Below are 13,788 nucleotides of genomic sequence, written 5' to 3' on the forward strand. Positions count from 1 at the left end.
GTCATCCCAACTTACAGGCCATCCCGCTTCGCCCGCGCATTGCTGATGACCTCGGGGTCGTCGGACGACAGGGGCTTGTCGGCCCAGACGTGGTAGTCGAGGGTCGACGTGGGGCTGGGCGGGGCACCGGTGCGCTCGAGCAGGTAGGACATGACCTGGTTGAAGACCGGTCCGGCCAGCGCGCCACCGAACATGCCGGCGCTGGGCTTCTGGATGAAGACGGCCACGACGTACTTCGGCGCCTCGGCCGGCGCGAACCCGATGAACGAGGCGGTGAAGCCGTTGTAGCGGCCCAGCTTCTCGTCGTAGCGGTCGGCCGTGCCGGTCTTGCCGGCCACGCGGTAGCCCTTGATGCGGGCCGCGCTCGCGGTGCCGTTCTCGCCGGTGACCTCCTCCATCATCCGCGACAGCTTCACCGCGGTGTCCTCGGTCACGACGCGGCTCGGCGGCGTCGGTGTCGACGGGATGAGGGTGCCGCTGTCGTTGACGGTGCCCTCGACGAGCGACGGCGGCACTCGGACACCCTTGTTGGCGATCGTCTGGAAGACGCCGGCCTGCTGGATCGCCGTGACGGCGTAGCCCTGGCCGAAGAGGATCGTGTAGCGCCGCGTCGAGACCCAGTCCTTGGCGCCGGCGAGCAGGCCCGCCGACTCCCCGGGGAAGCCGACGGGGGTCTTCGAGCCGATGCCGAACTTGCGGTAGTACGCCTCCATGATGGTCGGCGAGACGCGCTCGCCGATGAGCATGGTGCCCATGTTGGACGACTTCGCGAGCACGCCCGTGGCCGTCATGTTCTCGACGCCGTGCGGCTCGTTGTCCTTGAAGGAGGTGCCGGCCCGGGGCAGGCGCGGGGGCACGATGACCCCGGTGTCGGGCGTGATGACGCCCTGCTCGAGGGCGGCAGCCATCGTCATGAGCTTGCCGGTCGATCCGGGCTCGAACGCGTCGTTGAAGGCGTAGTTGCCGAGCGAGGACTTCGAGGCGTCGCCGAGGTCGTTGGGGTCGAACGTCGGGTAGCTCGCGGCGGCGCGCACCTTGCCCGTGGCCACCTCGAGGACGACCGCGGTGCCGGACTCGGCCCCGACGGCGGTCACCTGCTTGGCGAGGGCGTTCTGGGCGTACCACTGGAGGTCGGCGTCGATCGTCAGCTTGACGTCACGCCCGTTGGCGACGGGGGTGTCGACCCGCTGCGATCCCGGGATGATGTAGCCGTCCCGGGCCCGCTCGGCGACGCTGACACCGGGAGTACCCTTGAGCGCCGTGTCGAGCATCTGCTCGATGCCGCCCGCACCGCTCTGGTCGGAGGGGCGCACGAAGCCGACGAGCTGGCCGAGCGCCATGGAGGTCGGGTAGATCCGCTGGGCCGTGCGCTCACCCGTGATGCCGGGGATGCCCAGCGCCCGGATCTCACGGTAGATCGCGGGGTTGACCTCCTTCTTCACCACGACGTAGCGGGTGTTCGAGCGCGTGAAGAGCTTCGTCAGAGCCGACGGCGTCATGCCGAGCAGCGGCGCGAGGTCGGCAGCGGCGCGGGTGACCCCGACCTCCTGCCGCACGCCGTCGATCTTCACCGTGTAGAGGGGGATGATCTTGGGGTCCGCGGCGATGGTGAAGCGCTCGACGGAGTCCGCGAGGACCTGTCCGTTCGTGTCGAGGATCTGGCCACGCATGGCCGGCGTCGTCGTCTTGACCGACCTCTTGAACAGCGCGGCCTCCTGGGTGGCCGACGCGTCGAAGGCCTGGATGCGCAGCAGCTGCCCGGCGAAGATCGTGAAGACGAAGAGGATGGCGACGAACATGACGCGCGCCCGACGGCGCGGGTTGGCGCGCGAGATCTTGAGCGGGCGACGGGGCCCGCGCGGTCCGCGGGGGCCCCGGGGTCCCCGAAGAGCCGCCGCACGCTGAGCTGCGGGCCCACGACCCCGGCTCGAGGCCGTCTGGGTCCGGGGAGCGCTCGTCCGCGTGGTGGCTCGGGCGCTGCCGGACGGGCTGCCGCTGCGGCTGCGAGGCGGCGCCGCGCCCCGCCCCGCCGGGGCCGCGCGCACCGACGTGCTCGCGCGCGCTCCGGCGGACGAGCCCGGCTTCTGGCCCGGCTTCTGGCCCGGGGGGCTGGCTGGACCGCTCTTCCGGACGGAGCCCGGCTGGGCCGCGCGCCCCTGGCCGAACCGACCCTGGGCGGGCCGGCCCTGGCTCGCGCGCGCCTGGCCGACGCGGGCCGTGCCCGTCGCGGAGGAGGCGCGACGGGTGTCCCCTGCGGGCGCAGCACCGCGACCGGTCCGTCGTGGATCGGTCGCTCGGTTCTGCGTCACGGGATCACCTCACCGTCGTCTGCTGGGCCTGCCCTGCCTGGCCCGCCCCGGTCGCGCCCGTGGCCTGACCGGACGCTCCGGGCGTCGTGCCCAGTGTGGGTGCTGCGGGGGTCTCCAGCTTGGCACCCGGCGTCGTCGGCGTGGCGGCCTGGGACGGCGTGGCCGGCGTGGCCGAGGCCGCCTTGCTGGCCTTCGTCGCGGAGGACAGGACCTTCTTGACCTTGGCCGTCACGGCGGGCGGAGTCGGGCTCGTGACGATCGGGAAGGCGTTGTTCTTCGTCGCCGGCTCAGGCTCGCCCGACACGGTGCCCGTGGAGAGGTCGATGTAGCCGCGGGTGTTCATCCGCACCATGCCGATCTCGGCGGCGCTGCGGGCGAGCGCGCCCGTGGCAGAGGCCCGGTCGATGTCCTCCTGGAGGTTGCCGGCCGTGTCGCTGAGGCGTGCCGACTCGCGTTGCAGGTCGCCGACCGCCAGCGAGCCCTGGGCGAGTGCCGTGTTGAGGAGGAGCAGGGCGATGAGCCCGGCCGTGAGCAGCCCGATGCAGATCGTCACGAACGCGCCGTTGCCGGTGTGCGTGATGCTGCTCGGGATGACCCGGAGCGGCGTGGGGGCTGGGCCGCGCCGCGGCGCGCGGAGCGGTCGGGCCGTGGCGGTCATCTGGCTCATCGGGTGGGTCCCTTCCTGGTCCTGCTGGCTGAGGTGTGCGTGGAGGTGTCGCGCACGCGCTCGGCGACGCGAAGTCGGGCCGATGCGGCCCGCGGGTTCGTGGTGACCTCGTCATCGCCGGGCGCCTCCGCGCCTCGAGTGACGAGGGAGAGGTATGCCGCGTGCTCGGCGAGCTCGACCGGCAGACCTGCGGGGGTGCTGGACGTGGCGCCGGCGGCGAAGGCCCGCTTCGTCGCCCGGTCCTCGAGCGAGTGGTAGGACAGGACCGCGATCCGGCCGCCGACGGCGAGGACGTCGATGGCCTCGTCGATGGCGCGTCGCCAGACCTCGAGCTCGTCGTTGACCTCGATCCGCAGGGCCTGGAAGGTGCGCTTGGCCGGGTGGCCGCTCTGTCGCTGCGAGGCGGCGGGGATGACGCGACGCAGCATGTCGACGAGGCGACCGGACGAGGTGTACGGCTCGATCGCGCGGTCCTGCACCACGGCCTTGGCGATCTTGCGCGCGTAGCGCTCCTCGCCGTAGTCGCGCAGGATGCGGGTGAGGTCCTCGACGGAGTAGGTGTTGAGCACGTCGGCGGCGGTCTGCCCCGTGGACTGGTCCATCCGCATGTCGAGTGGCGCGTCGACCCGGTAGGCGAAGCCCCGGTCGGCCTCGTCGAGCTGGAGCGAGCTGACGCCGAGGTCGAAGAGGATGCCGTCGACCGCGGACACGTCGAGGTCGCCGACGACGTCCTTGATGTCGTCGTAGACGGCGTGGACCGGGCGGAAGCGGTCGCCGAACCGGGCGAGTCGCTCGCCCGCGAGAGCCAGCGCCTCACGGTCGCGGTCGATGCCGACCACGGTGCAGTCGGGGAAGCGCTCGAGGACTCCCTCGGCGTGGCCACCCATGCCGAGGGTGCCGTCGATGTGCACCGCCCCTGGCCGCTGCAGCGCGGGGGCGAGCAGCTCGAGGATCCGGTCGCGCATGACGGGGACGTGACGCTCCTGCGCCGGTCCTCGATCGCTCATGGTGCGTCCCTCTCACGCTCGTGCTGCTGGGCCCTGTGGTGCGTCTGTGATGCACGGGGCTGGTGTGACTGGTGTGACCTCACTGCGGATAGGGATCCGCCGTGGGGTGATGTGGTGGTGGTGGCCGGTCGGCCGGAGTGGCAGCGAACAGGTGGAGGGAGCTGGTCGCGTGCCGGTCGGGAGGTGGTGCTGTCGGTGCTGCTCTGCGGGTGCCCGTCGACCTGGGGGCTGGTCCCCATCCGCTGCCTCGCCCGGGACGGGGGAAGTCGTCCCGGGTGTGGAGCGGCTGGAGGCCGGCGCTCAGGTGCTGGTCGGTGGCGTGGGTGATGTCGTGGCGGTCGTCGTCGGAGGTGGTCGTCCGGACTCAGAAGAGTCCGGGGATCACCTCCTGCGCCGTGTCGGCGAAGCTCTGCTCGGTCTGCTCGAGGTAGGCGTTCCAGACCGCGCTGTCCCAGACCTCGAGGCGCGCGCCGGCACCGATGACCGTGACCTCGCGGTCGAGGCCGGCGTACTGGCGCAGGTTGGCCGGGATCGTGAACCGGCCCTGCTTGTCGGGGATCTCGTCGGACGCGCCGGAGAGGAAGACGCGCATGTAGTCGCGGGCGACCTTGCTCGTCGTGGGGGCCTGGCGCATCTGGTCGGCGACCTTGACGAACTCGTCCATCGGGTAGATGAACAGGCTGCGTTCCTGGCCGCGCGTGACGACGAGCCCGCCGGCCATCCGCTCGCGGTACTTCGCGGGCAGGAAGAGCCGACCCTTCTCGTCGAGCCGGGGCGTGTGCGTCCCGAGAAACATGGTCCGCCACCTCCCCTTTGTCGACCCGAAGGCGTCCCCATTCCTAACCTTGAAGCCCCACGATACTCCACTTTGCTCCACCGTCAACGAACTTTGACCCTTTTTGGCCCGGCGAGTCCCGCGTTTTCGCAGGTCAGACGGCGTGGAGTGAAGTGGAGCAGTTGGGGCACCACCACTCGCCCGAAGACCCCCCGGCGGTGACGGCGACGCCCGCCCGGGCAACCGGCCCATGCCCGCGCCCTGCGGATCGTGCTCAGCAGTGGGTTCGGCCCCACCAGCACCCGCACCAAACCGAACCGAACGGCCACACCGGACGTTCGAGGTGGAGGAAAGTGGAGGTGGTCCCGGGCGCGCTCCCGGGGGCGTCGACCACGTGCCCACGACCTAGGTCTCCATCCGGTCACGACCGGGGCAGCCCTACCGGTGTCGAGGGTCCATGGGAGAAGATCACCTGACGGGTTGCGCAGCCCGCCACGAGCAGCGCTGCGCCACGACATGGGGACGACGACGGAGGACAGTGTGACGACGACGGACACGGGGCTCGGGACCACGGCATCACCGGGCGCGGGCGCAGGCGCGACCGCGACCACGGGCGCGGCCGACCTCGACCTCATCCACGACGTGGCGGAGCGGCTCATGGGCGCCATGACGAGCGTCATCGAGGGCAAGCCTGACGTCGTCCGCACGACCGTGACGGTCCTCTTCGCCGGTGGTCACCTGCTCATCGAGGACGTGCCCGGCGTCGGCAAGACGATGCTCGCCAAGACGCTGGCCCGGTCGATCGACGCGACGGTGCGCCGCATCCAGTTCACCCCCGACCTGCTGCCCAGCGACGTCACGGGCGTCAGCATCTTCAACCAGGACGCCCGCCGCTTCGAGTTCCGGCCGGGCGCCATCTTCGCCAACGTCGTCGTCGGCGACGAGATCAACCGCGCGTCCCCGAAGACGCAGTCGGCCCTGCTCGAGTCGATGGAGGAGCGCCAGGTCACGGTCGACGGGACGACCTACACCCTGCAGGCCCCGTTCATCGTCATGGCGACCCAGAACCCCATCGAGATGGAGGGCACCTACCCCCTCCCCGAGGCCCAGCGCGACCGCTTCATGGCCCGGATCTCGATGGGCTACCCGGCACCCAGCGCCGAGCTCGACCTGCTCGAGACGCACGGCTCGAGCTCACCGCTCGACGCCCTGACCCCCGTGACCGACGCCGAGACGATCAACCGCGTCGTGCACGCCGTCAGCCAGGTCCACGCGAGTCCCGCCATCCGCCAGTACATCGTCGACCTCGTGACCCGGTCCCGGTCGACGACCGCGCTGCGGCTCGGAGCGTCACCGCGTGCCGCCCTGCACCTGCTGCGCGCGTCCCGCGCCTTTGCCGCGCTCGAGGGTCGCGACCACGTGATCCCCGACGACGTCCAGGTGCTCGCGGGGCCGGTCCTCGCCCACCGGCTCATGCCGTCGAGCGAGACCCAGCTCGCCCGCCGGACCACCGCCGAGGTGGTCACCGACCTGCTGCGCCAGGTGCCGGTGCCGCCCGCAGCGCGCTGAGCGGGGGCACGCGCCCATGCGCTCGCTGCGCAGCGTCCTGACGACGAGGGGCCGGGCCTTCATGGGCTCGGGCGCGGTCCTCGTCCTGGCCGGGGTCATCTTCGGCTTCCGCGACCTGACCCGCTTCGGGGTGCTCCTCGTCGCGCTCCCCCTCATCTCCGCCGTGCTCGTGCGCACCCGCAAGACGCGGATGCGCATCGAGCGGCACAGCCACCCCGAGCGCATCAGCGTCGGTCAGGACGCACACGTCACGCTGTCCTTCGAGAACGTCTCGACGAACACGACGCCGATCTTCCTCGCCGAGGAGCGGCTCGACTACGTCCTCGGCGACCGGCCGCGCTTCGTCGTCGGCCGGATCCCGCCGGGCCGCGTCCGTGCCATCGACTACGCCGTGCGCTCCCACCTGCGTGGACGCCACCACCTCGGGCCCCTTGGGGTCCAGGTGCAGGACCCGTTCGGCCTCGCCAACCGCAACGCGGTGCTCGAGGGCACCGCCGACCTCGTCGTGCTGCCGGCCGTGCACCCGCTGTCGTCGAACCGCCAGCCGAGCGCGGGCGTCGGCTCCGAGGGCGAGCAGGCCCACCTCATCGCTCTGCACGGCGAGGACGACGTCACGATCCGCGAGTACCGCGACGGCGACGACCTGCGCCGCATCCACTGGCCCGCGACCGCCCGCACCGGCGACCTCATGGTGCGACAGGAGGACCGCCCCGCGCAGCGCCGCGCCGTCGTGCTCATCGACCCGCGGCCCTCCGCGCACGGGGGCACGGGAGTGAGCAGCTCGTTCGAGTGGGCCATCACCGCGGCCGCGTCCATCGCCGTGCACCTGTGCGACTCGGGGTATGCCGTCCACCTCGTCTGCGCCGAGACGGTCGAGACCTCCCGCGCGGCCGAGACCATGATGCCCGAGGAGATCCTCGACGTGCTCGCCGTGGCGACGCCGCGCGACGACGCGGGCGAGGACGAGATCCTGCGCGCCGGGCAGGCCCTCGCCGCTGCCGGCGGCTTCCTCGTGGCCCTCGTCGGACCGCAGGGGCGCGACATCACCTCCCGGGTGGCGAGCCTGCGCCAGCCGGGCACCACCGGCCTGGCGCTCGTCCTCGACGCCCGCAGCTTCGGCACGACCGATGCCGAGGAGGCCGAGCCGCACGTCGACACGTTGCGTCTCGGCGGGTGGCGTGCCGTCTCGGTCCAGCGCGACGAGGACGTCGCGCACGTCTGGGCCGTCCTGACGGCCGCCACCGTGGGAGGCAGCCGATGACCCGCCGTCGCTGGAGGATCACCATCCTGGCCGCCCTCGCCACCCTGGCCGCGGTCTACCCCATCACGAGCCTCTTCGTCGAGACCACGTGGCTGCCGCAGGCGGCCTTCGTCATCGCCCTCGTCGCCGGCCTCGGCCTCGTCGCCCGTGGCCTCACCCGCTCGCGCGGACTCGTCGTCCTCCTCCAGGTGGTCGTGACGGCCTACGTCATCCTCGCCCGCTACACGGGTGAGTCCTTCGCCCTGTTCGTGCCGACACCCGCCACCCTCGAGGCGGCCAACTCCCTGGGGCTGCAGGCCCTCGAGACGATCAACCGCTACTCGGCCCCCGCGCCGCTCAACGACGGGCTGACGTTCTGCCTCGTCGTCGCCGTCGCGCTCGTCGCCATCGCGGTCGACGCCATGGCCGCCACGTGGCGCAGCCCGGCCGCCGCCGGACTGCCACTGCTGACGGCATACCTCATCACGGCGGCCAACGGCGACGCCGCCCTCGCGCTGCGCTTCTTCGTCGTGCCCGTCGTGCTCTGGCTCGTCATGCTGCACACGACCGCCCGGGCCCAGTTCGGGCGCTGGGGCACGGCCAGCGCGGCCGACGAGAGCGAGATCGACGAGGCAGCCCACGACCGCGACGCCCTGCGCTCGTTCACGGCGGGGGCGCTCAAGCTCGGCGCCGTCGGGGTCGTCGTCGCCCTCCTCGTGCCGGCCGTCATCCCGCACTTCCCACCGCGCTACCTCACCGAGGGGCTCGGCCGGTCGGGCGGCGGCGCCGGTGAGGGCTCCGTCGGGTTCAACGACACGCTCGACCTCTCGCGCAGCCTCAACAACCAGGACCAGTCGCCCGTCCTGACCTACACGACGACGGCCTTCACGCGGTCTCCCCTGCGGGTGCTCGCGACCTCGTACTACTCCCGCGGGCAGTGGAGCGTCGCCGGCACCACCGGCGATCGTCCCGACAACCCGTCTCCCCTGCCGCCACCGGACAAACGACGCGACTACGTCATCACCGTGACGGACAACACCCTCGCCGCGCCCCGCATCGCAGCGCCCTACCCCGTCGTCGCGGTCGCGATGGAGGGCACGCCGTGGAGGTTCGACCCCATCACGCGCGACGTCCGCGTCGACCGTGCGGTGAGCAGCTACCGGGTGACGTATGCCGACCTCGCGCCCTCACCGCCGGAGCTGCGCCAGTCGGGAGCCCCGGACTCGCCGGACATCACCGACGACGACCTCACCATCCCGGACCGCTCGCGTGACCTGATCCAGCAGTGGTCCGACCAGGTCACCCGCGGCGCGGACAACCCGCTCGACAAGGCGATCGCGATCCAGGACCACCTGCGCGACCCGAGCCGCTACACCTACTCCCTCGACCTCGGCGAGCAGCTCCGCGACAGCCAGGGGCGCCTGCTCGAACCGATCCAGAACTTCTACCAGACCCGACGCGGCTACTGCGTGCAGTTCGCGACGGCCATGATCATGCTCGCCCGGGCCCAGGGGATCCCGGCCCGCATGGCGATCGGCTTCCTCCCGGGCCAGCTCTCGGGCGAGCGCTACATCGTTCGCGCGAGCGACGCCCACGCGTGGCCCGAGCTCTACTTCCAGGGCTACGGCTGGCTGCGTTTCGAGCCGACCCCGGGTGCCCGTGCCGGCTCGCCGCCACCGTACGCCGTCCTCGGCGCAGGCTCCGGCCCGACGGGTGGTGGGCGCGAGGTCAGCGAGACGAACACCGCGAGCGGCACGGCCTCGGCCACCAGCTCGACCACCCCGGCAACGGCGGCCCCCGTGCAGAAGGAGGAGACGTTCCTCGACTCCGTCGGGCACGTCTTCACCGTGCGCAACGTCGTGCTCGCCCTCGCGCTGGTGCTCGGCCTGCTCGCGGCGTTCGCGATGCCGATCACGGCCTGGCTGCTCCGGCTGCGTCGCCGACGAGCCGCCGTGACCCAGCAGGACCTCATCGAGGCCGAGTGGGACGACCTCACCTCGCACTTCGGCGACCTGGGGCTCAGTGCGCCCGAGGGCGTCACCCTGCGCCAGCTGCGCGAACGCTACGTCACCGACGGGCACCTCGACGAGGAGAACGCCACCGCCATGCGACGGGTCACGGCGACCCTCGAGAAGTCCCGCTACGACCGGCCCGAGCGCACGACACCGCAGGAGGCCTTCCGGCTGCACCACGACATCCGGTCGATCCGGCGTCAGGTCGGCCGCACCCGGGCCTGGCAGACCCGGGCACGGTCCTTCTTCTGGCCCGAGGCTGGTGTGTCGTTCTGGCGCTCCCTCCCGGACCGCCTGCTCCCCCGGCGCCGCTGAGCCCAGACCCGGCACACGCAGACAACGAGACACCGCAGACGCGAAGGAGCCCACGACGACGTGTCGTGGGCTCCTTCGGTGTCCGGGCGGCCCGGCGCGGCGCGTCATCAGTCGAGGTAGTCGCGCAGCACCTGGCTGCGGCTCGGGTGACGCAGCTTGCTCATCGTCTTGGACTCGATCTGGCGGATGCGCTCGCGCGTGACGCCGTAGACCTTGCCGATCTCGTCGAGCGTCTTCGGCTGGCCGTCGGTCAGGCCGAAGCGCATCGAGACGACGCCGGCTTCCCGCTCGGACAGCGTGTCGAGCACCGAGTGCAGCTGCTCCTGCAGGAGCGTGAAGCTGACCGCATCGGCCGGGACGACGGCCTCGGAGTCCTCGATGAGGTCACCGAACTCGCTGTCGCCGTCCTCACCCAGGGGCGTGTGCAGGGAGATGGGCTCGCGGCCGTACTTCTGGACCTCGACGACCTTCTCGGGCGTCATGTCGAGCTCCTTGGCGAGCTCCTCCGGGGTGGGCTCGCGGCCCAGGTCCTGGAGCATCTGACGCTGCACGCGGGCGAGCTTGTTGATGACCTCGACCATGTGCACCGGGATGCGGATGGTGCGCGCCTGGTCGGCCATGGCGCGGGTGATCGCCTGGCGGATCCACCACGTCGCGTAGGTCGAGAACTTGTAGCCCTTGGTGTAGTCGAACTTCTCGACCGCACGGATGAGGCCGAGGTTGCCCTCCTGGATGAGGTCGAGGAAGAGCATGCCGCGGCCGGTGTAGCGCTTGGCGAGCGAGACGACGAGTCGCAGGTTGGCCTCGAGCAGGTGGTTCTTGGCCTTCTTCCCGTCCTGGGCGATCCACCACAGCTCACGCTTGAGCTTCATGTCGATCTTGTCGCCGGAGTTGAGCTTCTCCTCGGCGAACAGTCCGGCCTCGATGCGCTTCGCGAGCTCGACCTCCTGCTCGGCGTTGAGGAGGGCGACCTTGCCGATCTGCTTGAGGTAGTCCTTGACCGGGTCGGCCGTGGCGCCGGCGGTGACGACCTGCTGGGCCGGTGCGTCGTCCTCGTCGTCATCACGGATGACGAAGCCGGACTCCTCGGTCTCCTCGGTCTTCGCGGCGGCTGCGGGGGTGGCTTCGTCACCGTCATCGGCGTCGTCGTCCACGTCGACGGGCTCGACGACGACCTCCTCCAGCTCGCCGACCGGCGCATCCTCGGGCTCGGCGTCGTCACCGGCGACGACGGTGCCGTCGGCCGACGTCGTGGCCTTCTTCGCGGCGGTCTTGCGGGTGGCGGTCTTCTTGGCAGCGGGCTTCGCGGCCGCCTTGGCGACACCGGCGTTCGTGGCAGCCTTCTTGGCCGTGCGGGCCGCGGCCGCCTTGGGGGCGGTGGCCGCCTCGTCGTCGGTGGTTGCGGCGGCACGGGTCGGCGCCGCCTTGGCCGTCGCCTTCTTGGCGGCGGTCTTCGTCGTCGCGGTCGTCGTCCGCGTCGCGGACTTCGTCGCCGCGGCGGTGGTGCTGCGTGCGGTGGCCACAGTGCCTCCCTTGGTCCCTGTACGGGTCTTCTTCGTCGTGCTGGAGTGCGGCGCGTCGACGACGATCTCGATGTCGTGGGCCTCGAGGGTCGTGAGGACCGGCTTCATCTGCTTGAGGTCGAGTCCTGCATCGACCTGGGCGCGCGCGATCTCCGTCCCGGTGATGGTGCCGCTGCTGCTGCCCTTGACCAGGAGCTGCATGATCGCCTCGTGCTGGAACACCTTCGGCAGGGTTTTGGGAGCTCCAGCGGTTGTTGCCTTAGGCACGGATGCAGTCGCCTTTCGTCGCAGGTCTCGTCGGATGGTCGACCCGAATCCGGGCATGCACCATCACAACGAACGAGAATGGGGGTTGGTGCCGGAAGAGCTTGGCCTGTCGGAGTCGATCCCTGTTTCGAGCTCTCGGTGCGCCTCGTGCGATCCGGTACTCGGACATTATAAAACGGCGTACGCCCTCCGAGCGAACGCGCGTCCAACCCGCGTGCCGCGAACGGGCGTCCGGCCCGCACGAACCGGGCCGGACGACGTGCCGGAGAGGGCTCAGTCGCCCTTGACCGCGAGCACCGGGCAGCTCGCGTCGAGCAGGATGCGCTGCGCGTTGGACCCGAGGATCAGCTTGCCGACCGGGCTGCGGCGACGCAGGCCGATGACGATGAAGTCGGCCTTCTCCTCCTCGGCGACGGAGATGAGGTCCTCGGCGGGGTCGTTGCCCCGGACGAGCTGGCGCACCTCGTGCTCCAGGCCCTTCTCCTCGAGGAGCGTCTGCACCCGGGCGAGCTCGCTCTCGAACTGGCTGGCCTCGTTCGCGTCGAAGTCCTTGCCGCCCCGGTGGGAGCTGATGACGACGAGCTTCGCTCCACGCAGGACGCACTCCTCGGCGGCTCGCTTGAGCGCCGCGCGACCTTCCTTGGTGGCGACATAACCAACGACGATGGCCACTTTCCCGGACCTCCTTGGGACGGAAACAACCAGTGCTCGCACCGTACCCGATTACGAGGCGTCCGGCGCGTCCCGGGCGAAGTCTCACCGCGGCGTCGGCGACGCGGACGACGAGCGTGCCACAGCGCCGGCTGTCGGCGAACCGGCCCGGCGCGCAGATGGGTTCAGTCGCGCGGCCGTTCGAGCGCGTCTCGGACGATGCGACCCACTTGGTCCTCCTCGATGAGGAAGCCGTCGTGCCCGAACTCCGAGGTGATGTGTGCGCGACGGGACCCCGGCAGGGCGGCGTGCAGCTCGTCGGAGAGCCGGGGCGGGTAGAGGCGGTCGGTGTCGACCGAGACGATGGTGCACTCGGCGCGGACGCGCTCGAGGGCGGCCTCGAGCCCCCCGCGGTCGCGCCCGACGTCGTGCGAGTTCATCGCCTCGGTCAGCACGACGTAGGAGTTGGCGTCGAAGCGCCGGGCCAGCTTGCCCGCGTGGTGGTCGAGGTAGGACTCGACGGCGAAGCGACCGCGGTCGCCGGCGCGCAACGGGTCCTCGCCGAGCTGGGGCTCGCGCCCGAAGCGGGTGCCGAGCTCGGTCTCGGTGCGGTACGTGATGTGGGCGATGCGGCGGGCCAGGCCCAGGCCGGTGTCGGGACGCGTGTGGCCCTCGTAGTAGTCGCCGCCCGCGAAGTCGGGGTCGTTGCGGATCGCCAACAGCTGCGGCTGGCACCAGGCGATCTGGTCGGCGGTCGCGTACGCCGTCGACGCGAGCACGATGCAGCGGTCGACGTCGTCGGGGTGCGTCGCGGCCCACTCCACCGCACGCATCCCGCCCATCGAGCCGCCGACGACGGCCGCCAGGCGGCGGATGCCGAGCCCGTCGAGGAGGCGTCGCTCGACGGCGACCTGGTCGCGGACCGTGACGTAGGGGAAACGGCTGCCCCAGGGACGACCGTCGGGCGCAGGGCTCGCGGGGCCGGTGCTGCCCTGGCACCCGCCGAGGACGTTGGACGCGATGACGAACCACCGCTCGGGGTCAACGGGTCCGTCGGGCCCGATGAGGGCGTTCCACCAGCCGGGCGAGGCGTGTCCGTCGCCGGCCTCACCGATGACGTGGCTGTCGCCGGTCAGTGCGTGCTCGACGAGGATGACGTTGTCGCCAGCCTCGTTGAGCCGGCCCCACGTCTCGTAGGCGATGCGAACGTCGGGCAGCACTCCCCCGCGCTCGAGCTCGATGTCACCGACGTGGGCGAACTGCCGCCGGCCGACCGGGTCGCCGTCACGCCAGGCGCCGTCGGGCCGGCGGGGCTCCGGTGCCGTCGGGTCGACGTGGCTCGTCGCCGCACGGTCCCTCGTCGCCGAGTCGCCGGTCTGGCCGGTGCCAGCGGTCCCGGGCCGCGCCCGGCGGCGGGTGCTCTGCGTCCGGTGGGTGACGGTCATCGGGGTAC

The 13,788-nt window shown here is 71.5% G+C and carries 10 protein-coding genes; 3 read left to right on the forward strand and 7 right to left on the reverse strand.

Annotated features, from left to right (window positions below; translation table 11 throughout):
• Nucleotides 1-11 precede the first annotated feature (11 nt).
• The 4 genes from AB4Z14_RS12365 to mraZ all read right to left on the reverse strand — a co-directional run bounded on the left by AB4Z14_RS12365 (nt 12) and on the right by mraZ (nt 4,779).
• On the reverse strand, nt 12-1,799 hold the full coding sequence (locus AB4Z14_RS12365; RefSeq protein ID WP_442275439.1) for a peptidoglycan D,D-transpeptidase FtsI family protein: 1,788 nt from the start codon (nt 1,797-1,799) through the stop codon (nt 12-14).
• A 514-nt stretch (nt 1,800-2,313) separates the two neighbouring features.
• Nucleotides 2,314-2,976, reverse strand: coding sequence for a hypothetical protein (locus AB4Z14_RS12370; RefSeq protein WP_442275440.1), 663 nt, complete (start codon nt 2,974-2,976; stop codon nt 2,314-2,316).
• Nucleotides 2,973-3,983 (reverse strand): 16S rRNA (cytosine(1402)-N(4))-methyltransferase RsmH, encoded by a 1,011-nt coding sequence (gene rsmH, locus AB4Z14_RS12375; protein WP_442275441.1) that lies wholly within the window; start codon nt 3,981-3,983, stop codon nt 2,973-2,975. The genes AB4Z14_RS12370 and rsmH overlap by 4 nt, the downstream gene beginning before the upstream one ends.
• Nucleotides 3,984-4,347: 364 nt before the next feature.
• Entirely contained in the window at nt 4,348-4,779 is a 432-nt protein-coding gene (gene mraZ, locus AB4Z14_RS12380) for a division/cell wall cluster transcriptional repressor MraZ (protein ID WP_442275442.1), read from the reverse strand.
• Between the two features lie 495 nt (nt 4,780-5,274).
• Here mraZ and AB4Z14_RS12385 point away from each other — a divergent pair, with 495 nt between their 5' ends.
• Genes AB4Z14_RS12385 through AB4Z14_RS12395 form a run of 3 tightly spaced genes read left to right on the forward strand, consistent with a single transcriptional unit; the run spans nt 5,275 to nt 9,894 of the window.
• Nucleotides 5,275-6,327: an AAA family ATPase gene (locus AB4Z14_RS12385; RefSeq protein ID WP_442275443.1), complete on the forward strand. Its 1,053-nt coding sequence runs from the start codon at nt 5,275-5,277 to the stop codon at nt 6,325-6,327.
• 16 nt (nt 6,328-6,343) lie between these two features.
• Nucleotides 6,344-7,588: a DUF58 domain-containing protein gene (locus AB4Z14_RS12390; protein WP_442275444.1), complete on the forward strand. Its 1,245-nt coding sequence runs from the start codon at nt 6,344-6,346 to the stop codon at nt 7,586-7,588.
• The gene (locus tag AB4Z14_RS12395; protein ID WP_442275445.1) at nt 7,585-9,894 is read left to right on the forward strand and encodes a transglutaminase family protein; all 2,310 of its coding nucleotides are present in this window, start codon (nt 7,585-7,587) and stop codon (nt 9,892-9,894) included. The genes AB4Z14_RS12390 and AB4Z14_RS12395 overlap by 4 nt, the downstream gene beginning before the upstream one ends.
• A 107-nt stretch (nt 9,895-10,001) precedes the next feature.
• Here AB4Z14_RS12395 and AB4Z14_RS12400 read toward each other — a convergent pair whose 3' ends face one another.
• The 3 genes from AB4Z14_RS12400 to metX form a co-directional block, all read right to left on the reverse strand.
• Nucleotides 10,002-11,639: an RNA polymerase sigma factor gene (locus tag AB4Z14_RS12400; protein ID WP_442275446.1), complete on the reverse strand. Its 1,638-nt coding sequence runs from the start codon at nt 11,637-11,639 to the stop codon at nt 10,002-10,004.
• A gap of 318 nt (nt 11,640-11,957) precedes the next feature.
• Nucleotides 11,958-12,356, reverse strand: coding sequence for a universal stress protein (locus AB4Z14_RS12405; protein WP_020144644.1), 399 nt, complete (start codon nt 12,354-12,356; stop codon nt 11,958-11,960).
• A 164-nt stretch (nt 12,357-12,520) separates the two neighbouring features.
• Nucleotides 12,521-13,780 (reverse strand): homoserine O-acetyltransferase MetX, encoded by a 1,260-nt coding sequence (metX, locus tag AB4Z14_RS12410; RefSeq protein WP_442275447.1) that lies wholly within the window; start codon nt 13,778-13,780, stop codon nt 12,521-12,523.
• Between the last annotated feature and the right edge of the window lie 8 nt (nt 13,781-13,788).

The sequence above is a fragment of the Terrabacter sp. 2TAF16 genome (assembly GCF_052115065.1).
Taxonomy (GTDB): domain Bacteria; phylum Actinomycetota; class Actinomycetes; order Actinomycetales; family Dermatophilaceae; genus Terrabacter.

Excerpts from the sequence above, each read along its gene's own strand:
- rsmH (WP_442275441.1), bottom strand. The coding sequence starts at position 3,983 with ATGAGCGATCGAGGACCGGCGCAGGAGCGTCACGTCCCCGTCATGCGC.
- AB4Z14_RS12370 (WP_442275440.1), bottom strand. The coding sequence starts at position 2,976 with ATGAGCCAGATGACCGCCACGGCCCGACCGCTCCGCGCGCCGCGGCGC.
- AB4Z14_RS12390 (WP_442275444.1), top strand. The coding sequence starts at position 6,344 with ATGCGCTCGCTGCGCAGCGTCCTGACGACGAGGGGCCGGGCCTTCATG.
- metX (WP_442275447.1), bottom strand. The coding sequence starts at position 13,780 with ATGACCGTCACCCACCGGACGCAGAGCACCCGCCGCCGGGCGCGGCCC.
- AB4Z14_RS12365 (WP_442275439.1), bottom strand. The coding sequence starts at position 1,799 with ATGTTCGTCGCCATCCTCTTCGTCTTCACGATCTTCGCCGGGCAGCTG.
- mraZ (WP_442275442.1), bottom strand. The coding sequence starts at position 4,779 with ATGTTTCTCGGGACGCACACGCCCCGGCTCGACGAGAAGGGTCGGCTC.
- AB4Z14_RS12385 (WP_442275443.1), top strand. The coding sequence starts at position 5,275 with ATGGGGACGACGACGGAGGACAGTGTGACGACGACGGACACGGGGCTC.
- AB4Z14_RS12395 (WP_442275445.1), top strand. The coding sequence starts at position 7,585 with ATGACCCGCCGTCGCTGGAGGATCACCATCCTGGCCGCCCTCGCCACC.